The organism is Clostridium beijerinckii (assembly GCF_018223745.1).
Lineage (GTDB): Bacteria > Bacillota > Clostridia > Clostridiales > Clostridiaceae > Clostridium > Clostridium beijerinckii.
In genome coordinates, this window is the sequence record NZ_CP073653.1 from 2,522,842 (window position 1) to 2,548,357 (window position 25,516).

The 25,516-nt window shown below is 29.0% G+C and carries 28 protein-coding genes and 2 pseudogenes; 24 read left to right on the forward strand and 6 right to left on the reverse strand.

Annotated features, from left to right (window positions below; genetic code table 11):
* The first annotated feature begins 15 nt into the window (after nucleotides 1-15).
* The 6 genes from KEC93_RS11490 (at nucleotide 16) to KEC93_RS11515 (ending at nucleotide 4,625) form a co-directional block, all read left to right on the forward strand.
* Nucleotides 16-1,290 (forward strand): hypothetical protein, encoded by a 1,275-nt coding sequence (locus KEC93_RS11490; protein WP_023975107.1) that lies wholly within the window; start codon nucleotides 16-18, stop codon nucleotides 1,288-1,290.
* Nucleotides 1,291-1,602: 312 nt separating this feature from the next.
* Nucleotides 1,603-1,833, forward strand: coding sequence for a tyrosine-type recombinase/integrase (locus tag KEC93_RS26495; RefSeq protein WP_238893362.1), 231 nt, complete (start codon nucleotides 1,603-1,605; stop codon nucleotides 1,831-1,833).
* A 120-nt stretch (nucleotides 1,834-1,953) separates the two neighbouring features.
* On the forward strand, nucleotides 1,954-2,199 hold the full coding sequence (locus KEC93_RS11500) for a hypothetical protein (protein WP_023975106.1): 246 nt from the start codon (nucleotides 1,954-1,956) through the stop codon (nucleotides 2,197-2,199).
* Nucleotides 2,196-2,588, forward strand: coding sequence for a retropepsin-like aspartic protease (locus KEC93_RS11505; RefSeq protein WP_307725816.1), 393 nt, complete (start codon nucleotides 2,196-2,198; stop codon nucleotides 2,586-2,588). Before KEC93_RS11500 ends, KEC93_RS11505 begins: the two co-directional genes overlap by 4 nt.
* Before the next feature lie 993 nt (nucleotides 2,589-3,581).
* Nucleotides 3,582-4,403: an RpnC/YadD family protein gene (locus KEC93_RS11510; protein WP_065416405.1), complete on the forward strand. Its 822-nt coding sequence runs from the start codon at nucleotides 3,582-3,584 to the stop codon at nucleotides 4,401-4,403.
* 18 nt (nucleotides 4,404-4,421) lie between these two features.
* Nucleotides 4,422-4,625: a hypothetical protein gene (locus KEC93_RS11515; protein ID WP_077869966.1), complete on the forward strand. Its 204-nt coding sequence runs from the start codon at nucleotides 4,422-4,424 to the stop codon at nucleotides 4,623-4,625.
* Between the two features lie 1,937 nt (nucleotides 4,626-6,562).
* On the opposite strand, the gene KEC93_RS11520 is transcribed toward KEC93_RS11515, so the two are convergent.
* Nucleotides 6,563-6,922 carry a helix-turn-helix domain-containing protein gene (locus KEC93_RS11520; protein ID WP_077870082.1) on the reverse strand — a complete coding sequence of 120 codons (360 nt, stop codon included), beginning with the start codon at nucleotides 6,920-6,922 and terminating at the stop codon, nucleotides 6,563-6,565.
* Nucleotides 6,923-7,475: 553 nt separating this feature from the next.
* Here KEC93_RS11520 and KEC93_RS11525 point away from each other — a divergent pair.
* The 7 genes from KEC93_RS11525 (at nucleotide 7,476) to KEC93_RS11555 (ending at nucleotide 11,890) form a co-directional block, all read left to right on the forward strand.
* Nucleotides 7,476-7,673: a DUF739 family protein gene (locus tag KEC93_RS11525; RefSeq protein ID WP_012058486.1), complete on the forward strand. Its 198-nt coding sequence runs from the start codon at nucleotides 7,476-7,478 to the stop codon at nucleotides 7,671-7,673.
* 118 nt (nucleotides 7,674-7,791) lie between these two features.
* On the forward strand, nucleotides 7,792-8,052 hold the full coding sequence (locus KEC93_RS11530) for an excisionase (RefSeq protein ID WP_012058487.1): 261 nt from the start codon (nucleotides 7,792-7,794) through the stop codon (nucleotides 8,050-8,052).
* Between the two features lie 227 nt (nucleotides 8,053-8,279).
* Nucleotides 8,280-9,629: a putative phage replisome organizer gene (locus KEC93_RS11535; RefSeq protein WP_077870026.1), complete on the forward strand. Its 1,350-nt coding sequence runs from the start codon at nucleotides 8,280-8,282 to the stop codon at nucleotides 9,627-9,629.
* Between the two features lie 49 nt (nucleotides 9,630-9,678).
* On the forward strand, nucleotides 9,679-10,305 hold the full coding sequence (locus tag KEC93_RS11540; protein WP_012058489.1) for an ATP-binding protein: 627 nt from the start codon (nucleotides 9,679-9,681) through the stop codon (nucleotides 10,303-10,305).
* Between the two features lie 114 nt (nucleotides 10,306-10,419).
* On the forward strand, nucleotides 10,420-10,662 hold the full coding sequence (locus KEC93_RS11545; protein ID WP_009168788.1) for an AbrB/MazE/SpoVT family DNA-binding domain-containing protein: 243 nt from the start codon (nucleotides 10,420-10,422) through the stop codon (nucleotides 10,660-10,662).
* A gap of 1 nt (nucleotide 10,663) precedes the next feature.
* Entirely contained in the window at nucleotides 10,664-11,056 is a 393-nt protein-coding gene (locus KEC93_RS11550) for a hypothetical protein (RefSeq protein WP_012058490.1), read from the forward strand.
* A gap of 78 nt (nucleotides 11,057-11,134) precedes the next feature.
* Entirely contained in the window at nucleotides 11,135-11,890 is a 756-nt protein-coding gene (locus KEC93_RS11555; RefSeq protein WP_012058491.1) for a phage antirepressor Ant, read from the forward strand.
* A gap of 78 nt (nucleotides 11,891-11,968) precedes the next feature.
* On the opposite strand, the gene KEC93_RS11560 is transcribed toward KEC93_RS11555, so the two are convergent.
* The 5 genes and pseudogenes from KEC93_RS11560 to KEC93_RS26685 all read right to left on the reverse strand — a co-directional run.
* Nucleotides 11,969-12,187: a DUF2922 domain-containing protein gene (locus tag KEC93_RS11560; protein WP_009168791.1), complete on the reverse strand. Its 219-nt coding sequence runs from the start codon at nucleotides 12,185-12,187 to the stop codon at nucleotides 11,969-11,971.
* Nucleotides 12,188-12,302: 115 nt separating this feature from the next.
* Nucleotides 12,303-12,434, reverse strand: a pseudogene (locus KEC93_RS11565) (DUF1659 domain-containing protein); the annotation flags it as partial.
* Between the two features lie 108 nt (nucleotides 12,435-12,542).
* Nucleotides 12,543-14,357, reverse strand: a complete 1,815-nt coding sequence (gene ltrA, locus KEC93_RS11570) for a group II intron reverse transcriptase/maturase (protein WP_238953266.1) — start codon at nucleotides 14,355-14,357, stop codon at nucleotides 12,543-12,545.
* 286 nt (nucleotides 14,358-14,643) lie between these two features.
* Nucleotides 14,644-14,772 (reverse strand): hypothetical protein, encoded by a 129-nt coding sequence (locus KEC93_RS26680; protein ID WP_274597745.1) that lies wholly within the window; start codon nucleotides 14,770-14,772, stop codon nucleotides 14,644-14,646.
* A 314-nt stretch (nucleotides 14,773-15,086) separates the two neighbouring features.
* Nucleotides 15,087-15,176 (reverse strand): annotated as a pseudogene (locus KEC93_RS26685) (DUF1659 domain-containing protein); the annotation flags it as partial.
* A gap of 134 nt (nucleotides 15,177-15,310) precedes the next feature.
* Here KEC93_RS26685 and KEC93_RS11575 point away from each other — a divergent pair.
* The 11 genes from KEC93_RS11575 (at nucleotide 15,311) to KEC93_RS11625 (ending at nucleotide 25,486) form a co-directional block, all read left to right on the forward strand.
* Entirely contained in the window at nucleotides 15,311-16,027 is a 717-nt protein-coding gene (locus tag KEC93_RS11575; RefSeq protein WP_012058492.1) for a hypothetical protein, read from the forward strand.
* Nucleotides 16,028-16,097: 70 nt separating this feature from the next.
* Entirely contained in the window at nucleotides 16,098-16,235 is a 138-nt protein-coding gene (locus KEC93_RS11580) for a hypothetical protein (protein WP_023975100.1), read from the forward strand.
* A gap of 262 nt (nucleotides 16,236-16,497) precedes the next feature.
* On the forward strand, nucleotides 16,498-16,689 hold the full coding sequence (locus tag KEC93_RS26900; protein ID WP_023975099.1) for a hypothetical protein: 192 nt from the start codon (nucleotides 16,498-16,500) through the stop codon (nucleotides 16,687-16,689).
* A 384-nt stretch (nucleotides 16,690-17,073) separates the two neighbouring features.
* Nucleotides 17,074-18,777, forward strand: coding sequence for a hydroxylamine reductase (gene hcp, locus KEC93_RS11590; protein WP_111944722.1), 1,704 nt, complete (start codon nucleotides 17,074-17,076; stop codon nucleotides 18,775-18,777).
* Nucleotides 18,778-18,938: 161 nt separating this feature from the next.
* Complete coding sequence (locus KEC93_RS11595; protein ID WP_012058494.1) at nucleotides 18,939-19,652, forward strand: Crp/Fnr family transcriptional regulator; 714 nt, start codon at nucleotides 18,939-18,941, stop codon at nucleotides 19,650-19,652.
* Between the two features lie 125 nt (nucleotides 19,653-19,777).
* Complete coding sequence (locus KEC93_RS11600) at nucleotides 19,778-20,011, forward strand: DUF2249 domain-containing protein (RefSeq protein WP_012058495.1); 234 nt, start codon at nucleotides 19,778-19,780, stop codon at nucleotides 20,009-20,011.
* A gap of 264 nt (nucleotides 20,012-20,275) precedes the next feature.
* Nucleotides 20,276-20,437 (forward strand): rubredoxin, encoded by a 162-nt coding sequence (gene rd, locus KEC93_RS11605; RefSeq protein ID WP_012058496.1) that lies wholly within the window; start codon nucleotides 20,276-20,278, stop codon nucleotides 20,435-20,437.
* 294 nt (nucleotides 20,438-20,731) lie between these two features.
* A complete protein-coding gene (gene hcp, locus KEC93_RS11610) occupies nucleotides 20,732-22,390 on the forward strand; it encodes a hydroxylamine reductase (protein WP_077856826.1) in 1,659 nt (552 codons plus the stop codon).
* Nucleotides 22,391-22,657: 267 nt separating this feature from the next.
* Nucleotides 22,658-23,431 carry an FAD-binding oxidoreductase gene (locus tag KEC93_RS11615; RefSeq protein ID WP_012058498.1) on the forward strand — a complete coding sequence of 258 codons (774 nt, stop codon included), beginning with the start codon at nucleotides 22,658-22,660 and terminating at the stop codon, nucleotides 23,429-23,431.
* 32 nt (nucleotides 23,432-23,463) lie between these two features.
* Nucleotides 23,464-24,930 (forward strand): NADP-dependent glyceraldehyde-3-phosphate dehydrogenase, encoded by a 1,467-nt coding sequence (locus tag KEC93_RS11620; protein WP_012058499.1) that lies wholly within the window; start codon nucleotides 23,464-23,466, stop codon nucleotides 24,928-24,930.
* 139 nt (nucleotides 24,931-25,069) lie between these two features.
* Nucleotides 25,070-25,486 carry a flavodoxin gene (locus KEC93_RS11625; RefSeq protein WP_012058500.1) on the forward strand — a complete coding sequence of 139 codons (417 nt, stop codon included), beginning with the start codon at nucleotides 25,070-25,072 and terminating at the stop codon, nucleotides 25,484-25,486.
* The last annotated feature ends 30 nt before the right edge of the window (nucleotides 25,487-25,516 follow it).

Genomic DNA, 25,516 nt, shown 5'->3' on the forward strand with positions numbered 1-25,516 from the left:
TAGGAGGAAGCCAGCATGGAAGGTTTCATAATAGGTATTATCGTTCTTGTAGTTGTTGCAGGTGCCTTTGTGTATTGGAAGAGAAGCCAACAGACTAAAAAAATTGAAAATGCCATAGTTACAAAACAGAATATAAATCTTATAAATTCAGAACAAGTTAATGAAGAAATGAACCATCTTATGATTCAATTAGAACAGCTGTCTTTAGATTCAATACCAGATGAAACTAAGCTAATGGAGATAACAGATAGCAAGGTTTTAGCACAAGTTACTAATCTGATACCAGAGTTGTTTAAAGCAGGAAATGCAGCAGGTAATGCAGTACAAGGTGCTAAAGCAAATGCTGAAGTGTTATATAGAGCAATCATCCCCGCTGGGGCTAAACTTGCTAATTCAAGAGAAATGGATGGTGCTGTCCGCGGTATCTACCATGGTGCTGAGGGGGTGAAAGGTCACGCTAATCTTCTTGCAGTGAAGAAAAATTCCAATGTCTCTAGGAATGTAGCAGCATCGGCAATGAATTTAGCATCAATGGTTGTCGGGCAATATTATATGAATGAAATCAATGAAGAGCTTGGCGAGATTAGTGCAGGAATTACTAAAATTTCAGAGTTCCAAGATAATGAATACAAAAGTAAGGTATTTGCACTTGTAGCACAAATTCAAAAGGTGGCAATATTCCAAGTAGACATTCTTGATAATGATGAATTAAGACTTAGTGAAATTTATAATCTCAATAGATGGGAACAAGAATGTATTCAGCTCTTGGGTCAAGCCAATCTTACCATTGCAGGATTTGGAAATAAAGAAAACCTTGATTACGAGGAATACGAAAAGCAACTTGCAGAGGCTCAGAACTGGTTTGTTTATCAGAAAACGCTGATGGAAGTAATGATTAAAATTGCTGAATTAAAGCATACATTACATCTTGGCTCAGCTTCTAGAGAACAGTGTGGTGCATTGCTGCCTACATATTCAAAACAAGTACAAGATTCCTTAAACCAGTTAAGCACATGGCATAAAACTCAGACTGAAAAGTTTGAAATAAATGTTGATGAAAAGAGTAGAAAAAGAATGGGATTAGATGGCGTTATCTATTTTATTCCTGGCTTGATAAATGAAGAGAATAAGTTTTGTTCCATTCCTAACAACACAGTAAAAAAAATTATTGCTCAGACAAATGGTTATACAACACGCCAAAACATTGATCCAATAGATTTATTTCAAGAAGATGTGAGAATTATTGCAAAAGAAGGAAGGATATATTATCTTCCGAAGGATGTATTATAATAAAATTGGAATATATAACTCGGCTATCACAAGCAGTAAAATTCAACAACTATGCTGATAATAATATTAATGAATTTGATATTATTATCAGTTTTTTTGTGTTAGCAAATAAATTCATAGAATTAATATGAAATAACTAATTTTTAAGAAATGCAGTAAAGTTGGTGTGTTAATGCAGTAAAAACTAATTGTAATAAAAATGGTACTAACTATTTTAGAGTAAGTGCTGTTTTAGGAACAGATAGCAAGCGAGTTCTTCTAGGAGAGTTAATACACACTTGGCTATTTGAGACTATTAGGGTTTCTGATAGAATAAAGCCTACTACGTTTGAAAAGTATGAGGTATTATACAGGAATTATGTAAAAGACAGTCCTTTATATTCAATTAAATTATCAGAATTAAAAGCACTCCAAGTTCAAAGATATTATAACGGTTTATCAGACATTGGAAAAAGTAGAAATCTTATTGAAAACTTAAATAAACTCTTGAAACAATTTTTTAATTATGCAGTATATGACATAAATGTTTATCTAGAATTATGATTTCAATGCAAGTTGATTTTAGTTATAATTAAGATATAAGACAATATTATGGTTTTGCAATTAAAGTTAAAAGTCTAAATTAAGTAAAAGAGCCGATTGAAATTAAGGGAGCTGATTTTAATGAAATGGAAGGAAGTTAGAGAATTATATCCAAATCAATTTGTAAAATTTGAAATTGTAGAATCTCATGAAGATGAAAAAATAAAATATGTTGATGAGGTTGCAGTAATAAAAGCCATAAAAGATGGAAGAGAAGCTATGAAAGAATTTACTAAATGTAAAAATGGTCAATTAGTATATAGTACAGAAAATGAAAGTATAGAGATAGAAAAAGTTAAACATATTGGTGTTAGAAGGAGTATATGATGAAACACAAACTAATATATAAAAATGGATTACTATATACTTCTATAAAGATGATTCATGAAGGAAAATGTGTGAATATAGATGATGTTATTATTGATACAGGAGCATTTCATACTATAATAACAACAGATTTTCTAGATGAACTTGGAGCAAAGTTCTCAAATGATGATAAACTTATTGAGGCATCAGGATATGGTGGAGCATCTAGTTATGCTGTGAGGAAAAGAATTGATTCAATTAGTTGTAATTCCTCTTCGCTGAAAGATTTTAAAATAGATTTTGGTGAAATTGATCCAAATGAAAGAGTTAATGGATTATTAGGTTTAGATTTCTTAAGGGAAGCAAAAATAATTTTAGATTTGGATGAATTAGTTATGTATACTCAATAAATACATAATATATTAAATAAAACATATTAAAAACTAGGTCGGGAAAATAGAAAAAACACCAACAATTTAGATACCTAAATGCTGATGTTTTCTAACTTGGTGACCCATAGGAGAATCGAACTCCTGAGTCTGGAAATTACCAATTACATATCATTATATTTAATTATAAATATCTGTAGAATATCTTAAATACTAGGTTGTAGCGATATGGATAATTATAACATATCATATTGATTTAGAACTCAGTCGGGAAAAAGTCGGGAATAATCGGGAAAGTCTTATGGCGTAAATCGTTGATTATTGAAGGCGTCCTACATAATAACTTGAAAATTCTATTCTATTTTAAAATAGAATAGAGATGAAAGGAATATGAACAAATATGATTTTTAGCATATTAACATTAACAATTATATGTTTTATATATAAATAATCATGATTAATTTATTTTGAATTTCTAGAAAGGAGGAAATCCTCCTCTCCTAGATAAAAAATAAATTATGAAATAAAATATAGAATGTATAATCATATTCATGTTCTTATCAAAGATTTAGAATGAGGAGCTAATATAGTGTATTGTGCTCCTCATTTGATTTTTAACATGCCAATATATAGAGATGGAAATTATTGGAATAAACAATGATAACAATTTATTAAAGTGGCAATAATTAAATCTATATAATAGATATAGCTAAATAAGTATTATTAATTAGGCAGTATAAATTATATAAAGAAATAAAATATACAAAGAATTGTTTAATGTTAGAGATATGAGTGCTTTGCGTTTATATAATAAAGGATAGACTTTTGTATAAGTCATATGTCGATTATAATATTGATAGGAGATTGAATAAAAATATAGCATAGTGGTGTTATGATATTTAGAAATTTGCTTATATATGTTAAAATTAAATTAATAAATTTAAATTATATAAGTAAGGTTTTATTAGAGGAATAGATTATTATAAAAATATTTTTACATGAGGGGGTGCATTGGTGAAACAAATAAATTATGAAGATATGATAATGAAAAGAGCAATGGATATATTTGCAGAAGAAGGTTTGAAATTTTTTGGTATAGATAAAAAAGTAAAAGATACTGGATCTACTGAAATTGTTGTCCTTGAGATAAAGAATATGCTAATGGATTACACTTTCCTAATGGAAGATGATACTTATATTCATTTTGAATTTCAAACTACTAACAAGGGAATTGAAGATTTAAGAAGGTTTAGAACCTATGAATCTCTCCTTAATTTTCAAACTGGTAAAGATGTTGTGACATACGTTGTTTATTCAGGAGATATAAAAGATCCTATAAGTGAATACAATAGTGGAATAAATTCTTATAAAGTCAATGCAATATCAATGGCTAATAAGGATGGAGATGCAATCTTTAATGATATAATAAATAAAATAAATGATAAAGAAGAACTAAGCAAGCAGGATATTATATCTTTAACATTTACACCAATAATGGGTGGGAAGCTTAGTAAAAGTGATAAGATAATAAATGCAATTAGAGTGGTTAAAGATATAGATAAAGATTACAGATATGATGTAGAGTCAATCCTATATGCTTTTGCAAGTAAATTTTTAGAAGGTAAAGATTTAGAAAAAGTAAGGGAGGAGATAAAAATGACTGAATTAGGTAGAAGCTTGATAAAAGAGGGAAAATTGGAAGGAAAGCAAGAAAATTCAATAGAAATTGCAAAAAGAGCTATTAAGGAAGGAATAAGTGATGAACTTATTAGCAAACTCACAGAATTAACAATTGAACAAATTAAAATAATAAGAAAAACTATTGAAACTAATTAGTATCGCAAGGGAAAGTATATGACTGAATTAAGTACTATGTTAAGGGAAGATGGTTATAGACAAGGATTCGAGCAAGGTGAATTAAAAAAATCAATAGAGGTTGTTGCTAAGAGAGCCATAAGTCAAGGTATGAGTGACGAACTGATTAGTGAGTTGGTTGGTCTATCTATAAGAGAAATTAAAATAATAAGAATAGCTATTCAAACTAATAAAACAAAATAAATAGAATTATAAAAAGGAAGATATTAATATACTTTAAGCAATAGATAATGTACGAGATATAGAACTTCTTAACTAAGGTTTTTATGGTCTTATATATTGTATTCAGCTTAAAGTAATTAATATCTTTTTATTTTAACTGGGTAAGGTTCAGATAAAGGAATAGAAGTTGAAGCTTATTTTAGAATTTATATATTTAAAATAGAATTTTGAAAAGTGATATTTTGTTTTAAAACACCAGAATGATATACTTTAAATAAAATATATTTAACTATAAATTTAGTTTGTCTATATTTGCTTAGAAGCGAAGCGACATTATTGGATTATAAGAAGTATTTCAATAGTTTTTTATGTCTGTCTAACTACTTGCGTTAAAAAATGTAATATTTAATTACCTTATATATAATGAATTAAAACAAAATATATAGTAATAAAAAAAATATTGACATACAAATGTTGAATGTGATATAATTTTAATGTTATAATTGACAAAAAACTATATTTTGATTATACTAACTTATAGGGAGACAATCCCTATAAGTCTTTTTGTTTTTAAAATAAAAAGATTAGAATGGAAGGAGGAAAAATGATGAAGGATAATATATTCAAACTCTGGGTTATTAAAGCTAGTATTAAAATTCAAAAAATCATAATTGTACTTATTTTAAGTTTTGAAAGAAAATAAGTAAAGAATTTACTTAGATTAAATTATGTTTCCTTAGGATTTTTATATAAATAAAATTTTAATGGAAGAAATATATAGTAGGTTAATGAGGAGTTGATATTGATAAGCATATATAGTAAAAAATGTTGCTTTTATAAGCAAATTTTTAGCTATATATGCAGACACAATATTGAAAGATAAATTATATAATAAGTATTAAATGAAAGTTACTTTTGTAATACTTAGGAATAAAATATAATTAGAAACTACTCAAAATACAGACATTTAAATAAAGGGATTAAAATATTATATATTTTTTGCTAAAGATTTTATTAGAAGAAAGATAAAATAAATTAATAAAAATAGTATGAGTAAAGGAAGACGATAAACACTTAGAAATCAAATGTTTATTGTCTTTCTTTATGATAGGCATCATTAGATTGATTTGTATTTATAATAACTCTAAACTTAATTGATATTCTTGTAATTTATTTATCAATTAAAAAAGATACACTATTAATTTATTTCTCTAAGTGAATAAGCAAGTATAATGCTACTTGGCAAAATACTCGTTATTGATTATAAGATTAATTAAATATGCCGCTTTCATAATAAATTAATATACTCATAATAGATATACGTTTATATAAATATTAAGATAAATATACTAAGTTTTCATAGAAAAGTATGACATAGATAATACATTACCTATAGAGGATGCAATAGAAGAATATGGCCAATGTTTCAAGGAGTAATGCTGATACTTAATTTGATAGTTAATAAAATAAATTATAAAGAACTAATCAGGTTTAAAGTTATACAAGCCTAATTAATATGCAGTAAGATAAAATATAACTAGGAATCCTGTATAAAATAAATAGGATAGACAAGAAATGGGATTAGCTATGGTTGTAATTATATTGGATATTAGAGAAGATAAGTTGTAAATAAATTATAAAGCAAATTTGAATTTTAACTATAATCTATGAGTAGATTATAGAACAAATAAAAGAAAGTTTATTAAAGTGAAATAGCAGGAGGATGTAATTAAAAATAACTTGAAATTAAAATATAGCTTAAGGCAAGAAGTGAAAGTGCTGTATTATTCTAGAGTGAATTATACAGCGTTATTAATTATATATGAAAATTAATAATTAAAATGCTATATATCAGTAATAGAAATTATTTGTATATTTAATTAGACGTGCTATAATTTAATTTCTGTATTTTCTTTTAATTTATTATTATTAAATAACTTCACATTATAGATAAGAAATTAAAAGCTTTTATCCTGATTATTAAGTTGTGAGCAACGATTAAATTCCATTTCTAATACAGTGTTTACCGTATGTTTGCCTAGATTATCTAAAGAATTATATTTTTTTAATAAACATTCTAATTCTTCTGATAGTTGTAAAGATGTTTTTATTTTGTTTTCATCCCATCCCATTAAAATAGATGGAGTTGTTTCTAATATTGCTGCAAGTTTTTCGATTTTGTCAGAAGGTATATTAGAGATTACACCACTTTCATATCTTTGAAGTGTTGGCTTACTAATAGATAATCTTTTAGAAACATCTTCTAATGTGAGATTCAATTCTAATCGTCTATTCTTGATATTTTCTTTCAAACCCATTTTATATCACCTCTTAGTTCTATATTAAAAGTAAGTAAATTACAGATTATCAATTTATATATAATTTATTGATAACCTATAGTAAAATCGAAGCGTCCTAATAAAGCTTAATAACTTTTTATTTATTTTGTTTACTGCAATAAAGTAAATTAAAAAATCATTCTAATTTGGAAACTATTAATATAATTTATTTACAATGGCTAACAAAATAAAAATATTTAGATAAGTTCTGGTAATAAATATTAGCATTTAATTTTTAATTAAGGTCAATCAATTAAAGAGTTATTATAAATCAGAATAATCAATTGTATTTAATTTATTGGTTAAAGTCTATAAATTAAGACAGTGTAGATAAAATATATTATAGCATTTATACAATATTAATGTATTGGAAAACAGTCCAAAATTTATATATTTTAATTTATTATAACATCTGTTTCCGGATATGCAACAATTATTTTCCATTATATAGAAAAAATTACGTGAGAGGTATTGACAATAATAGCCATAATATATAAAATATTACTTAACAAGTAACGAAAGGGGAGCATTTATGATATTAATTAATGAGTTAAAAGGAAAGATGAGAGCAAAGGGATATACTCAGGAAAAGCTGGCAAGGGAATTAGGAATGTCTCCAAAAACTTTAGGTAATAAACTTAATAAAGGTATATTTGGATCTAATGAAATCGATAAGATGATAAAACTATTAGATATAAAGAATCCAATAGAGATATTTTTTTATGAATAAATTACTTAAAAAGTAAATTGTAATAACTTTATATATATTGTTTAGAAATCTAAAATTAATTATTCCAATTTAAAAGTATTATGTTACGCTAATAGTTATTGTTACGGGAGGACAAGCTATGGAGGAATTATTAAAAGAAATTTTAGTTGAATTAAGAAAAAATAGTGAAAAAGAGAATGCTGGAGATAAACTTACTTATACCCTTAAAGAGTGTTCTTATATATCAGGTATTGGTCTCAATACGTTACAAGAAGAGATTTCAAAGCAGAATTCAGATTTTCCATTCTTTAAAATAGGAAAGAAGGTGATGGTAGATAAAAAACTATTTCATCAATGGCTTGAAAATATTTCTATGGTTCACCAAGAATTAAGAAAATAGTAATCTTAAATTAAAAACATAAATGTAAAATTATTTTCATACACCTTGATTTAGAATGTATGGGGATTCAACTTTTAATAAAAATGTATAAAAAGAAAGTGAGGACTTACAAATGAATTTTAGGATTTTTAAATGTTATATACATGTTTGTAAGTTAATTGAGTTAAACCCATCATGGAATGGTCTCGAAAGGTTTAGGCAATTTTATTTATGGGAGCGTGGAAATAATGGCAGATATTAAATGGATTAAATTAGCTACTAATATGCATGATGATGAAAAAATGAAGTTAATAGATTCAATGCCTAAGAGGGATACAATTCATTACGTGTGGATAAGAATACTCTTACTTGGTGGAAAACTTAATGCTAATGGAAAGGTTTTCTTATCAGAAGGAAAACCTCTTACTGCCAAAATGTTAGCTGTATTATTTTCTAGGCCTTTAGAGGATATTAAGATTGCATTAAAAGTATTATCTAACTTTGGCATGATTGAAATAGCTTCTGATAAAGTAATTAGAATTGTGAACTGGGATAAGCATCAGAACATAGAGGGAATGGAAAGGGTCCGTGAACAAAATAGAAAAAGAGTTGAGAATCATAGAGAAAAGAAAAAAGAAGAGAATAATTTAGTTAAAAGTAATAAGGAAGAAACTCAGGAAGATGAAGCCTTAGAAGAATTTATAGATTTAGAAGAAAATCAAGATTTGAATGAAAATGTAGAATTAAAAAAAACTAATAATTTAGAACGAAAGAAAGATTACGCTGAGAATTATACTATAGAAGAAAACAGAGATCTAGGTAAAAATGATATACTAGGAAATTTAGAAACTAGTGAAGAAGATTCTACAAATACTGATATTAATGATAAAACTAATACTGATACTAATGAAGCAGCTAGTGATATAAGTGCAGAAAGAGCTAATAGTAATGAAGATATCAGTAACAATATTATAGGAAGTGATGATAATAATTGTATTGTTACTAAAAATATCAGTAACGTTACACGAAATAAAAGTAACGTTACAGTAACGGTACAGAATAAGAAAGAGATAGAGAATAAGAAAAAGAAAAAAGAGATAGATAAAAACATAGAGAGTAAAAAGAATAATGGTTTTGATATAAATAATAAAAGTTCAACTTGTGATGAAGATGTAAGTCAGTCAAGTCTCTTTGAGCAACATAATAATACTAAAAGTGAATCTGTAGCAGAGGATGATATAAATCTTAAAGCAATTGAGCTTATGCAGTATCATGAAAAAATAACAGGAAAACCAGGTAGTTGTGAGTATGTTGCGCTTAGATCAGCTATTGATCTTTACGGAGAAAAGTGGGTTAAGAAGGCTATGGATGTTGGGTTTCAAAAAAATTGTCCAGACATAAATTATGCAATTGGAATATTAAAAAACTGGAAGAGAGATGGATGTTCAGAAGATAATGTGGAGGTGAAGAAAAATGGCTTTAGAGGCACTAGAAAGAGTAACACAGCAGATAAAAATGAATTTGCAGGATTCAAGCCAAAGGAACCACGAAAGCTTACAGAAGCTGAAAGAAAGAGGATTGAAGCAAACCTCATATAGGTGTGACAAATGCTGCGACACCGGATGGATACTTATTAAGCAGGAGCATATGCAACCTCTTGCTGTAGCTTGTGAATGCAGGAAAATAGAAAAGCTAAAAAGTGAATGGAAGTATTCAGGAATCAATGTTGAGCAAAGTAAACTTACTTTCTCTAGTTTTGAAATTTGGAATGAAGCGTCAAGCAAAATTAAGGATACTGCTGCAGCTTATTGTACTGAGTTTGATGAAATTAGAAACAATAGGCGCAATAGCATTTTATTATGCGGACAGGTTGGCAGCGGTAAAACGCACTGCAGCATTGCTGTTGCATTAAACTTTTTAAAACAAAGAATTAAAGTAGTGTACATGCCTTATCGTGATGTGATCACAAAGATAAAACAAAACATGATTGATGAAGAATATTATACTAGGACAATTTCAAAGTATCAATTATGCGAGGTCCTTTTGATTGATGACCTCTTTAAAGGAAAGGTCAATGAAACCGACGTGAATATTATGTTTGAAATCATTAATTATAGGTACCTTAATTTTCTGCCTATAATAGTCAGCAGCGAATTTTCTATTGATAGATTATTAGCATTTGATGAAGGGGTAGCTTCAAGAATATATGAAATGTCAAAAGATTATGTAGTAGAAATTGAGAAGGATATTAGGAATAATTATAGGCTTAAGTAAATTTACAATGCACACAGCACAATTCACAATAAACAATTACAGAGTGAAAATTCGCATTAAAATGAATTTTTTTGAGAATTAATCAAAATTAAGTTATGAAGGGAAGTTATTTAAATGAAAGCATCAGGGATAGTAAGAAATCTTGATAATTTAGGGAGAGTTGTAATACCAAAGGAAATAAGAAAGGTATTAGGAATTAATGAAGGGGATTCAATCGAAATAACTAAGGTTAATAATGATATAGTTTTGAGGAAATACAGTAAAGGATGCATCTTTTGTGGAAGTGATAAAGATATAAGTGAATTTAATAATGTGCTTGTTTGTAGTGGCTGCAGAAAGATTTTAGGACAGAATTAGAATGAACAGGCCGAAAGATTTACCTAACCGCCTGGAATGCGCATACTGCAAGAGGAATTATAAACATGGTGGAGAATGTCAGGGAAAAAGCACAAATAGAAATGAAGATGGCTGTCTTTATTTTAGCATGGATGAAAAAGGATGTATAAGAAATATAGATCAAAGTATACCTTTTAATCTATATAGTGATATTCCACCAGTTGGTATGTGGAGAGATGGATGGACAATATATAATCAAGATACAAAAATCAGAATAAATAAGATATATGCTTTAAGCTGGAATGAAAGAAAAGGTTTGTTGTATGTTAAATGTAACTTTGATTATTTTATTAATGAGTTTAGTGAGAATTATAAAAAAGAAACTAATAAACCAAATCTAAAGGTTATTAAATGAGTCACATGAAGAAATGAATATTTTGAATTATTGATTAAGGATTAAAAGGATAAAATTTTAAAAAAGGGGATAATCAAAATGGGAGGTTTACTAATTTTCAAGAATGAAAGATTTGGAGAAATAAGATGGGTAAAAATTAATAATAAAGATTATGCTGTTGGGATTGATATAGCAAAAGCTTTAGGATATAAAAAGCCTAATGATGCAATTTCAAGACACTGTAGAGGGTCCGTGAAACACGGAGTAGGGGTAGTAACGGGGAAAAGAAAAGATGGAACTGATGCTATCCAAAATGTAGAAATGAGTGTAATTCCTGAAGGAGATATATATCGCTTAGTCGCTAAATCTGAATTACCAGGTGCAGAGAAATTTGAAGCCTGGATTTTTGATGAGGTGTTACCTTGCATAAGGAAAACAGGGATGTATGCTACAGATGAATTATTAGATAATCCAGATTTACTTATTGCTGCAGCTACTAAGTTAAAAGAAGAGAGAAAAGCAAGGTTGGAAGCCGAAAATAAAGTAAAATTACTAGAACCTAAAGGGGAATTTTATGATGATGTTGCAGGCTCTAAAGATTCTATTGAAATGGGCCATGTTGCAAAGGTTCTTGGCATTAAAAGAATGGGAAGAAATAGACTATTTTCATTATTAAGAGAAAAGAAAGTCTTGGATAAAAATAATATTCCTTATCAGCAGTTTGTAGACATGAGGTATTTTCGAGTATTAGAGCAAAAATATACAGTACCAAATGGAGAGACTAAAATCAATATAAAAACAATGGTATTTCAAAAAGGAATAGAATTTATAAGGAAAAAGATTAATGAGCCATGAGTCAAGTTACTTAATGAAGAAAGTACAAAAAATAGAAGCTTATCATATAAAGACAAGCTTCTATAATGTTACTCAAAACTAAGCTACATCAAATTTAGTAACTTGTCGTTGAGTAACTTGAGCACCAGATTTCTTAACTAAATCACCAGAATTAGTTTTGAAAACATTCTTAGCAATTACAGTATCCATAAGTGCGTTAACCTCATCTTTTGTAAGAGTAGGTTTAACACCAGAAACACTTAAAGTACTTTTTTCACCAGCTACAGTTAAAAAAGTCATAGATAAAGAATATTCCATTTAATTTCCCCCCAATCTTAAGTAGAGAACTCGAATCTATGATTCGGTGTGAATCACTTACTCAGCGAACGAATGTGAGTCGAGTTTCCTACAATATTTTTTTTAGAATAAGATCCTAAGCATTTGCTAAGCTAGAAGATTCATTAATAAAATAATCTCTAGTATTAGCTTCCATAACACCTTTAATTGCATCTGCGACAGCATAGACATTCTCAGGTGTAGCATCTGTTTTTATACCTGAGAAAGTTTATACCAATAGGTAAGAATTTGAAGTTATCTCCATCTTTTCCCCTGGTTCACACCGTACATGAGACTTTCACCTCATACGGCGTTCCAACAATTTATACTTTTTTAATTAAATAACTGAATTTCCTACTAACTTTCTTAAAGAATTGACTCGTTTTAACCCTTTTTCGTCCAAGGACAATAAACCTAGATATTTAGTTATGGTATATTTTTCATTGCAATGTACAAGAACATGAGCTTCGGCGCATAGCCAAACAAGATTTTTATACTCATCTGTTCCACCATTACTTTTCGGTATCTTATGATGGCATTCCATATTATCAGTTTCTAAGTCTAGACCTGTTATGTAACATTTACCTTTTTGTCCTGCTATCAGAGATAGCATATTATCACAGAGTTCAGCAGTTCCAGTATAATTCGAAGATTTTAAAAGATATTTGATTAAATGATAATATCCTTTAAGTCTGTCATGAATTAACAATCGACCTCTTTCAGTATAATTACATATATTTTGATTAAAATTATTAGGTGGTCTGGTCTTACAACCATAAATAGGGAAGATAGTGACGTTATAAATAGTACGTATCTTACCATTATAATTTCCATATAACCGTTTATATGTTTCAGAAAATTTAGGTTTATTTGATATCCAATTCTTTAATCGCATTTCTAAGGTTCCTGTAACTAAGAAACTAATTTTCTTTACATCTTTACTTATATAGGTAGCAATATTATAGTAGTTATGAATACCTAGTATCATTGAGTTTAAGATTGATACTTCATTACTATTTTCTTGCTTTTGGATTTTCTTTATTTGGTCTTTAAGTTTATTAATGGCATTATTTTTAGATTTATCACACATTCGACTTTGACAAACATATTTATTTCTTTTAGGCTTAACCATAAGTTTAAATCCTAGAAATTCTGTATAGTTTTTTCTTAAATTTGTTATTTTAGATTTGTCAGGACTTATATCTAAGTCCAATCTTTCTTTTAACCACAATCTTGTAGCATTATAAATCTTCTGTGCAGTTTTAAAATCTTTGCAAAAGATTTTAAAGTCATCAGCATATCTAACTAGACGTATTTCTTTTAAATTACTTGTTTTCATGGCTTTATATTTGTGTGATTGTTGGGTATATTTATATCTTGTTTCAAATGTTTCCCATTGAGAACTAATCCACCAGTCCAATTCATTTAGAACTATATTAGATAATAAAGGACTAATTATACCCCCTTGTGGTGTTCCTTTTGTTGGTATTCCAATTCCTTGTATTTCTGATTTTAGTATTTTACCAATTATACAAATCAAGTTTTTATCATGTATGCCAATGTTCCATAGCTGTTTTTTTAGTTTGCTATGATTGACATTATCAAAGAATCCCTTTATATCGATATCTACTACATAATATGCGTTACTAAAATTCATTATTTGCATACATCTAGCAATAGCATGTTTTGTTGACCTATTAGGTCTAAATCCATAACTATGCTTATAAAATTTAGCTTCACATATGGGTTCTAAAACTTGCTTAATACATTGTTGGAGAATTCTATCTTCAATACAGGGTATACCTAGCGGTCTGGTTTTACCATTTTGTTTAGGTATTTCAACTCGTCTCACACTTTTTGGAATATAATTATCGAATTTATTTTGGATACGTTCAATAAACTTTTTTGTTTCCATGTTTTTAAAGTAATTTATATTAAGATTATCGGTTCCAACTGTTGTTGAACCTTTATTTTTTTTAATGTTTCTATATGCTAGTAAGATATTATTGTCAGATGTTATATGTTTCATTAAATTAATGAAATTTTTATTATTGCAAGATTGTTTATACAAATTGTCAAATTCATTTTGCATTGCGTAATATTCATTATTTCTTAGTAACTGTCGTTTCTCTAATTTTAAGCTTTCCTCCAAGTCTGTTGCCTCCTCATTTGTATAAATACAAATTTAGATTAACATCTCTTAGTCTTACTCGAACCTTGAATTATTCAGTATTTAATTATCAAATAACAATTGTCTAGTGGCTATTGCATAAATTACTATTGCTGTAATTATTATAGCTTCATGCCACCACTTTCACTTGGATTAAGATAAGTTATAGAACTTCTTTTCCTTATCACTACTTCATGGGCAGTAAAACCTCCATATTCCAAGCTTACCTTGTTCCGTTATTACTATCTTTGCATATATCCTTAGGTCGTTAGTATAAGCCTGCAAGCTTGATAGTACCTGTAATACTATATGGATTTTCATACCAAGAATTTTTACTCATCCACACTTGCAACACATATGTGTTATATCCATTTCTAGATATTCCTACTTTAGACATGTACATTCCCAACTTCGTCAGCTACTTTAGTAGCATCCTAACCATAGATATTTTATAGACACCCGACCTATCACCACTCAACTACCTCTAGTTTGCATTTCGTGTAGAAAGAAATTCTCTACTTACGATGGCTCTCAGCCGACTTCACCGAGCTTTTAACCTTCTGCTATTTACTTAGCAAAACGCTAATCGGAGTATCAGTGTAAACCCTTCGGGACGTTACTCCGTCATTTGGTTTCTCATAATAACAGTTCTAATTTATGAATTTAATCATTTAATTAGGCTATTCTTTTCAAATAGCAACAAGTCGCACTCTTGGTATAAATTGGGTCCCCAGCTTTATCTAAAGCTTTTTGAACCTCGATACTAAGAGAAACTGAGTCGATAGTTTTAGTTACAGCCATAGTTTTAACCTCCTTCATTTTGTTTTCATAAATGATATATGGATAAATGCTTAACATTACATAAATAGATAAAATTTATTTGTTTTTTATGAACAAAAGAACTAAAACAGATTAAAGATATTGAAAGGATGAATATGAAAAGTGAATGTTTCATCGAAGGACAAATTAGTATATTTGATTTACCTGCTATAGAAGTTATAAAACCCAAGAAAATTATTATTAAAGAAGAAACTAAAGAAGTGGATAAGTTTTATGCAATCACTAGATTATATTCACAAAGTTGTAGCAGAATAGTTAAGACACTGAGTGGCGCAGTGTTAGTTGAATTAGACGATAAAACTTTGTATTTTAATGCAAGTGGCATAAATGAGTTTAGTCTACCTAAAGATGTGGGAATCATGCCTGGAGAAGAAATACTTATTGCGAATAGTGATAAGAAAATAAATGAAACACAAAAACAAAAGTTAGAGGCTCTTAAGCCTAAACAATATATCAAAAGAAAAGGTGATGCTAATTTAATAATACCTGGAGAAAAAACTATAGTGATAAATCCAAAAGGATGGATATTAGAATATAATCAAAAGCCAAGTTATCATTCAAATGAACTAATTAATACGGAATTTAATCTTGAAATTAATGAGGTGGATGATAAAAAGAATAAAATAGATCTTGAAACGAATGATATAGAATTTAAGATTGACGATGAGGTTAATATTGAATATCAAGGCATAAAGACCGTTGGGAAGGTTGTTAGGGTATATAATAATGGAGAAACCGTGAATGTGAAATGGGATGGAAAACAAACAGCTTTTTATTATAAGAATGTAAGTAAGATAAATAATCCTAAATAAATGATTTCAGTTGATTAAGCTTGTATAAATTAGGCAATTATTAAGATAGAAAGAATTTAGGAGGATCTTTATGGTTGATATAATAAATTATTTATATAATATGGTTCTATTTCTATTATGGGGATGTTTATTTATTTCAGTAGCAGTAGTTGGTTACATAATAGGGATAATAAAATATGCTAAAAAATTTATAGTTCTTAATCAATAATTAGAGAAAATAAAAATTAATAATATGGTCAATAAAGAAAATATTTAGGTGATTTATAGTGTAGCAACATAAACAAATGTTGCTATATTTATTTTTCTCTAGATGTAGATAATTATTCCTAGATGAAAAGTATGGATTATATAGTATAATAAGTTATTCTCATAATGTTTAATTGTAGAAGAATGTATAGGTCAGATGACAAATTTAAAACAGAAGTTAAAATAATAACTTCCTAGAATCTTAATTAGTAGTTACGCTAAAGATGATAGGAGAAGCTAATGGCTCAGTTATAGAAGCAAGGGGGAGAAATCCGGAAGTGACATTAAACGAGATTATAGAATCCAAACTTAAAATCAAGAGATATAAATATGAATCAAGATCTATGGAAGCAATACTCGAAATGAGTATGCTGACTAATGCGAAAAAAGTGGGAGCAATCATATCTTCCATCTAAGAAACAATTAAAATTGCATGTAGATGAAGAACAATTTTTACGCTAATGACAAAAAAATAAGATATATATAATCGTTAAGGTTTGGCCAGAAATATTAGCTAAATCAAATTTTGAAATAGAACGATTGAAATTTATGTGTTATTGCGAAACTAAGCTTTAACTTTGATGAAAAAGATATTTGATTCAGAATACTAGAAATCAAGTATCTTTTTTATTTTTTCACGTATAGAAATAAAAAGAAATTTATTAATTTTAGAATAGTAACGTGTGTTACAGAAATGATGAAAAGAATATAGTAAACTTTAAATTGCCGAAGTTAAGAAATAATAAAAAGGAATTATTTAATTTTATACAAAAATAAAAGGTAAAATAGGAGGACATAATATGTCAATGTTTTGTTATCAATGTCAAGAAACAGCTGGATGTAAGGGCTGTACTAAAGTAGGGGTATGCGGTAAGGATGAGTATGTAGCAAAAGCTCAAGACTTATTAATATATGTAACTAAAGGACTAGCTATAGTAAGTAATGAAGGAAGAAAAGTTGGAGTAAAGGATAGTAAAGTTGATAAATATATAACAGAAAACTTATTTACAACAATTACAAACGCTAATTTTGATAGAGATTCTATTTTAGATAGAGTTAAAGAAACTTTAAAATTAAGAGAAGAATTAAAAGCTAAAGTAATTAGCTCTGGTGGTAAAGTTGGAGAAGTAAAAGTAACTGGTGGTTTCTTTAAGAAAATATTCGGAATGCAAACTACAGAAATGATTATGCCAGAAGCAGCTATTTGGACAGCTGACAATACAATAGAATTTGATGAAAAAGCAGAAAAGGTTGGAGTTCTTGCAACTGAAAATGAAGATATAAGAAGCTTAAGAGAACTTATCACTTATGGATTAAAAGGTTTATCAGCATACATGAAGCATGCTATGAATTTAAAATACAATAATGAAGAAGTTCATGCATTTATGGCAAAAGCTCTTGCTGCTACAATTGATGATACATTAACAGTTGATGATTATGTAGGACTAGCATTAGAAGCTGGTAAATTCGGTGTAGATGGTATGGCATTACTTGATAAAGCCAACACAGAAAGCTATGGACATCCAGAAATTACAACAGTAGACATTGGTGTTAGAACTAATCCAGGAATATTAATTTCAGGACATGACTTAAGAGACTTAGAAATGTTACTTGAGCAAACAGAAGGTACTGGAGTAGATGTTTATACTCACGGAGAAATGCTTGCTGGGCAATACTATCCAAAATTTAAAAAATATAGTCATTTTGCAGGAAACTATGGTAATGCATGGTGGAAACAAAAAGAAGAATTTGAAAAATTCAATGGACCAATCCTTATGACTACAAACTGTATAGTTATACCAAAGGATTCTTATAAGAAAAGATTATTTACAACAGGTGCTACAGGAATGCCAGGATGTCCTCATATTGAACCTAAAGCTGATGGAACAAAGGACTTCTCAAAAGTTATAGCAATGGCTAAAAAATGTAAAGCACCTACTGAAATAGAAAAAGGACAAATAGTTGGAGGTTTTGCTCATAACCAAGTTTTAGCTTTAGCAGATAAGGTTGTAGATGCAGTTAAATCTGGTGCTATAAAGAGATTCTTTGTAATGGCAGGATGCGATGGTAGAGCTAAATCAAGAGATTACTATGCAGAATTCGCACAAAAGTTACCAATGGATACAGTTATATTAACAGCAGGTTGCGCTAAATATAAATATAACAAATTAAACTTAGGTGATATTGGAGGAATTCCAAGAGTATTAGATGCAGGACAATGTAATGATTCATATTCATTAGTTGTTATAGCACTTAAACTTCAAGAAGTATTTGGATTAAAGAGTGTAAATGAATTACCTATATCATACAACATAGCTTGGTATGAACAAAAAGCTGTAATAGTATTATTATCATTATTACACTTAGGAGTTAAAAACATTCACTTAGGACCAACACTTCCAGCATTCCTTTCACCAAATGTTGCTAAAGTATTAGTAGATAACTTTGGTATTGGTGGAATCACTAATGTAGAAGACGATATGAAGATGTTTATGGAAGCTTAAAATAAGTAGTTCTCATTAAAAATGATCAGCGAATGAGCACAATAAAAATGCACCCTATTTATAATCTACAATATAGAATCCTAGCTGCGAAATTGTAGCTAGGATTTATTTTTAGGCTTTAGTATCAACGCTTAGTAAATTAAAACAAGGAGGATGATGGAATGAATAATAATTGCGGTAACTGTTGTAATAATTGTAGAGGAAATCTTTGTGCAAGCAAGGTTCCAATGTTTGAAAACTTAAATGATGAAGAATTATTAGATATTGTAAATATGATAAATCATAAAGAATATATTAAAGGCGATATAATTTTTAGTGAAGGTAATATAGCAAATACACTTTATTTCGTGAATGAAGGAAAAATAAAATTATATAGGTATACTAAAGATGGTAAAGAACAGATATTACATATACTTTCAGAAGGAGACTTTTTTGGAGAATTAGATCTAATAAAGCCTTCTACGTATAGATTTAACGCTAAAGCAATAGTAGATGCTAAGGTATGCACACTTACTAAGGATGAGCTGAAGGATGCAATGATGAGAAAGCCTGAGATTGGAATAAAATTATTAGAAACTGTGAGAGAAAGATTGTCAAAGGTTGAAGATCTTGTACAGAATCTAGCAACCAAGGATGTGGATTCTAGAATGGCTTATTTAATAACAGATTTAATGACCAGTTATGGAGAAAACATTGAAGATAGTATATCTATTAAATTACCAATCTCAAGAGGAGATATGGCGAATTATATTGGAGTAACTCCGGAAACTATAAGTAGAAAACTTAAAAAATTTGAAGATGAAAAAATAATAAAGATAGTAGGAACTAAGAACATTATAATTTTAGATGAAAAGAAATTAAAGGATTATATATAAAAATAAATTTTTATTGATATTTGATTTCAATCATATTTTATTAAAAGAAATGAGGTTATAATGAAGTCAGAAATTAAGTAAAATAAATTTTATAAATAAATAACAGAATTTAGGAGGAATTAAATATGTCAAATTTTGCTGCAACTGTGGATGCTAGAAAATATGAACCAAGAGATAAGCATCCTGTTATTTTTAAAACTTTTGAAAGTTTAGGATCTGGTGAAAAAATGGAGCTTATAAATGATCATGATCCACGTCCACTACATTATCAATTTATAATGGAACTTCCAGAACAATTTGAATGGGAATACCTCGAAGAAGGTCCTGAGGTATGGCGAGTTGCAATTACAAAGAAATAAATATTTTAAAGAAGATGTTTCAGATATTAATCTAAGGCATCTTTTTGCGTAACAGTAAGGCGTATTTTACTAAAAAAGTACCTTATAAGATTAGCTAAATCCCATAAGGAAAAAATAACTATATCCTTTGTTATTTTTTTGTTTTACTTAAAAAGTTATATTTTATCAGATTATCATACAAAGTTTGCATACGGTGAATTAAAGTAAACTAAAGTGCAAATGATATATACGCACACAAAGTCATAAAAAGATAGGAGGTTTATTATGGATAGTTATGTTTGTACAGTATGTGGTTATATTTATGATCCAGCGGTAGGGGATTCTGATAATGGTGTTAATCCTGGAACAAAATTTGAAGATATTCCTGATGATTGGGTATGCCCTTTATGTGGAGTACCAAAATCGGATTTTGAAAAAGTAGAATAATATGATTATAGGGCATAAATTAGTTTTGAACTAAAATAGTAGAGAAGCAATGAGCTTGCAAGGGATCGCTATAAAACTAACAGAGTTTGTTTTATAGCGGCTCTTTATTTCAACAATAAAATAATGTGAATTTCGAAGAGCTCACATTGAATGTATAATTAAATTATGCGACTAACTAAATCATCATTAAAAATTATAATGAGTTTAATAATGATTTTCAACGTTTGACCAATAAGGAATAATAATTTAATTTATACAAATAATAATATAGATTAATTTTAAGGAGTGATTTCTATGGATGAAAATCTTATGTTTTGCTATCAGTGTGAGCAAACAGCAGGGGGAAAAGGATGCACCAAAATGGGTGTGTGCGGAAAAACACCTGAAATAGCTAATCTTCAAGATTTACTTTTATACCAATGCAAAGGTATAAGTTGTTATGTCATGGATCTTATAGAAAAAGGCGAGGAAATAGATAAAAGTATAGTTAGTTTTGTAGAAAATTCGTTATTCACTACACTTACAAATGTTAATTTTGATGCAGAAGTTCATGTAGAAATGCTTAAGGAATCTCAAAAAATAAAAGAGAGTTTAAGAGATAAAGTGAGTTCTGATAAAGAATATCCAGAACAAGCAACTTATAACTTAAGTGAAACTAAGGAAGAAATGCTTAAAGATGCAAAAAGAGCTGGAATTATGTTTGACCAAGATTTAGATGCTGATGTAAGATCACTTAGACAAACAATAGTTTATGGCTTAAAGGGAATAAGTGCATATGGGCATCAAGCAAGGTGTTTAGGTTATTATGATGATCAAGTTGATAATTTCTATTTTAGAGGATTAGAATGTACAACAAATGATAATTTAAGCGTTGAAGAGTTAATTAGAATGACTATGAGAACCGGTGATATGAGTGTTGCTGTTATGAGTAAATTAGATGAAGCTAATACAGGGACTTATAAGAATCCAAGTCCTCATAAAGTTAATGTAAATATTAAAAAGGGACCATTTATCATTGTTTCAGGGCATGATTTAAGAGACTTAGATATGTTATTAGAACAAACTGAAGGCAAAGGAATTAACATATATACTCATGGTGAAATGATACCTAGTCATGGTTATCCTGAACTTAAAAAATATGAACACCTTGTAGGAAATTATGGGGGTGCTTGGCAAGATCAACAAAAAGAATTTGATGGTATACCAGGCTGTATTTTAATGACTACAAATTGCTTGATGAGACCTAGGGAAACATATAAAGATAGAATTTTTACAACAAGTGTAGTTGGATGGGATGGAGTTAAATATATTCCTGCCGACAAAGATGGTCATAAAGACTTTACACCAATAATAGAAAAAGCATTAGAACTTGGTGGGTTTACAAAAACAGAAGAACCAAAAGAAATTCTTGTTGGGTTTGGTCACCACGCTACATTAAGTCATGCAGAAACAATTGTTAATGCAGTTAAGGACGGAAGCATTAGACATTTCTTCTTAATTGGAGGGTGTGATGGCGCTAGGCCAGGAAGAAATTACTATACTGAATTTGCAAAGAAGGTTCCAGAAGATTGTGTTATCCTAACCTTAGCATGCGGGAAATATAGATTTAATAAATTAGATTTTGGAGAAGTTGCTGGACTTCCAAGATTATTAGATGTTGGCCAATGCAATGATGCTTATTCAGCAGTTAGAATTGCAACAGCACTTGCAGATGCATTTGATACCAGTGTAAATGGATTACCATTATCAATAGTTCTTTCGTGGTATGAACAAAAAGCGGTTGCTGATCTTTTAGCATTACTTTCATTAGGTATAAAAGGAATGTTCCTTGGGCCATCACTTCCAGCGTTTATAAGTCCTAATGTATTGCAATATTTAGTTGATACATTTAACTTACAAACAATAAGTGAGCCTGACGAAGATTTAAAAACTTGCTTAAAACAAAGTGTATAAATGTAAATAATAATAATTTAAATAGAAACTATCTCAATTTTAGAGATAGTTTTTTTGTTATATATAATTATAAATTTAGTAATGCAGTATAAATTGAGTCAGTGTTTATTTCATTTTAATTTTAGAATTTGAATTTTTTTAAAACTTGATTGAAATCATATTGTTTTTATTTTTGCAAAGATATAATAGGCTCATGAGCTAAATGAAACAAGCTTAAGAAAAACAAGCATTAAAATAAAGAACTGAAGAAAAATGAGGAGGATTTCAATGATAGATTCTAATAAGATAAATTCAAATAACAAATGGAAGGGATTTAAAGACTTCCTTGTATATAAAACAGTTAAAGAAGATGAGGTAGTTACATCATTCTATTTAAAATCATTAGATGGAAGTAAGCTTCCTGAATTTATAGCAGGGCAATTTATAACTGTCAGAATAAAAAATGAAGATAATACTTTTACTAAACCTAGACAATATACATTGTCCATGAATTCTAATGAAGAATTTTATAGAATAAGTGTAAAGAGAGAAGAGAATGGTTACTTAAGCAAAAAACTATGTGATGAAATAAAGGCAGGAGATAATCTTCAAATAACTGCACCTCTTGGAAATTTCATATTAAAGGATAGTGAAAAGCCACTAGTTTTAATAGGAGGGGGAATTGGAATAACACCGATGCTTACAATGGCTTATGATGCAGTAAACAGTGATAGAAAAATTCACTTCATTTATAGCATACCTAATTCAACTCATCATAGTTTTAAAGAAGAAACAGTAAAATTACATAATAATAATTTCAAAAGTAATGTATTTTATACACGTCCTAAAGAAAATGAAAAATTAGGAAAAGATTTTGATGTACAAGGCAGGATATCAGAGAAATGGATGATAGATAACTTGCCAAAGGATGGAGACTTCTATTTTTGTGGACCAGTGCCATTTATGAAAACTGTTTATCATAATTTAATATCAATGGCCATTGAAAAGGAAAATATAAACTTTGAAATGTTTGAAGCAGGAGTAGATATAACAAAAGAGTAACAAAGTATAAACAAATGAGGAGGAAATTGATTATGTTTAATCATATAAAAAATAAAAACAATACTTTTAAAAATTTAATAAATGGGGAATGGGTTAGCAGCAGAAGTGAAAACTTTGTAGAGATAAAATCACCACTTGATAATTCATTGTTAGGTAGAGTACCGGCTATGACAAAGGAAGAGGTAGATACTGCAGTAGTAACAGCTAAAGAAGCTCAAAGAAAGTGGAATAACACAACTATAAATGCAAGAGCAGAAATATTATATAAAGCATCAGACATTTTACTGGAAAATATAGATGAATTATCAGAACTTATGATGATGGAAATTGCAAAAGATAGAAAAAGCTGCAGATCAGAAGTATCCAGAACAGCAGATTTTATAAGGTTTACAGCAGATACAGCTAAGAATTTATCTGGTGAAAGTATTCCAGGAGATAGCTTCCCAGGTTTTAAGAATAATAAGATGTCAGTTGTAAAAAGGGAACCATTAGGAGTTGTACTTGCAATATCTCCTTTTAATTATCCAATAAATTTATCAGCTTCTAAAATAGCACCTGGTTTAATGGCGGGAAATTCCATTGTATTAAAACCAGCAACTCAAGGGAGCTTATGTGGATTATATCTAGCAAGAATATTCGAAAAAGCAGGGGTTCCAGCCGGAGTACTAAATACAGTTACAGGTAAAGGAAGTGAAATTGGAGATTATATTACTACTCATAAAGGGATAAATTTCATCAACTTTACAGGTAGTACAGAAGTAGGAACTAGAATTTCTAAGATGACTAGTATGGTACCTCTTTTAATGGAATTAGGTGGCAAGGATGCAGCTATAGTTTTAGAAGATGCTGATCTTGAACTAACTGCAAGTAATATAGTTGCAGGTGGATATTCATATTCAGGTCAAAGATGCACAGCGGTAAAGAGAATTTTAGTAGTAGATGAAGTAGCAGATGAATTATTAGAAAAAATCAAAGAAAAGATGGAAAAGCTTACTGTAGGGAATCCTTTAGAGAAAGATGTAGATGTTGTACCTCTTATTAGTTCTAAAGCTGCAGATTTTGTTATTGAATTAATAGAAGATGCAAAGGGTAAAGGAGCTGACTTAATTGTAGGAGGAAACAGAGATGGAAATTTAATTTATCCAACACTTTTTGATAATGTTACTTTAGACATGAGAATTGCATGGGAAGAACCATTTGGCCCTGTACTTCCAATTATTAGGGTTAAAGATAAAGATGAAGCTATAGAAATAGCTAATGAATCAGAATATGGGCTTCAAAGTGCTGTATTTACAAAGAACATAGATAATGCTTTTTATGTGGCTGATAAGTTAGAAGTAGGAACAGTTCAAGTAAATAATAAAACAGAAAGAGGTCCTGATAATTTCCCATTCCTTGGTGTGAAAGCTTCTGGTATAGGAACTCAGGGGATAAAATATTCAATTGAATCTATGTCTAGACCTAAGGCTACTATAATAAATCTATCAATACATAATTAAGAGTGGCAGAAAAATGAAATATTCTATTGAGATTTGATTTCAATCACATTTTTTAAAAACAAATAAAGTTATAATAATGTCAGAAGTTAAATAAAAAAACAATTTAAGAAGTAGATAGCATAATTTGGGAGGTATTAATATGAAAATAATATATTTTAGTCAAACAGGAAATACAGAAAAAATGGCAAACTTAATTCTAGAAGGAATAGAATCAGAGGGGAAGAAAGCCGAATTAGTTGAAGTATCAAATGCAACACTTGATGATGTTAATAATGAAGAAATACTTATTTTAGGATGCTCAGCTTATGGATCAGAAGAATTAGATGAAAGTGAAATGGAACCTTTTGTTAAATCATTAGAAGGAAGTTTGCAAGGAAAGAAAGTTGCTCTTTTTGGTTCATGGGGATGGGGCAATGGTGAATGGATGACAGAATGGGAAAAGAGAATGGAGTCATATGGTGCTATATTAATAAACGAAGGTTTAACCGTGCAGGAATCTCCTGAAGGTGAAGATGAAGACAAATGCAGAGATTTTGGAAAATTAATAGCAAAATAGGAATAACAAAAACCATGCAATAAGGAGATT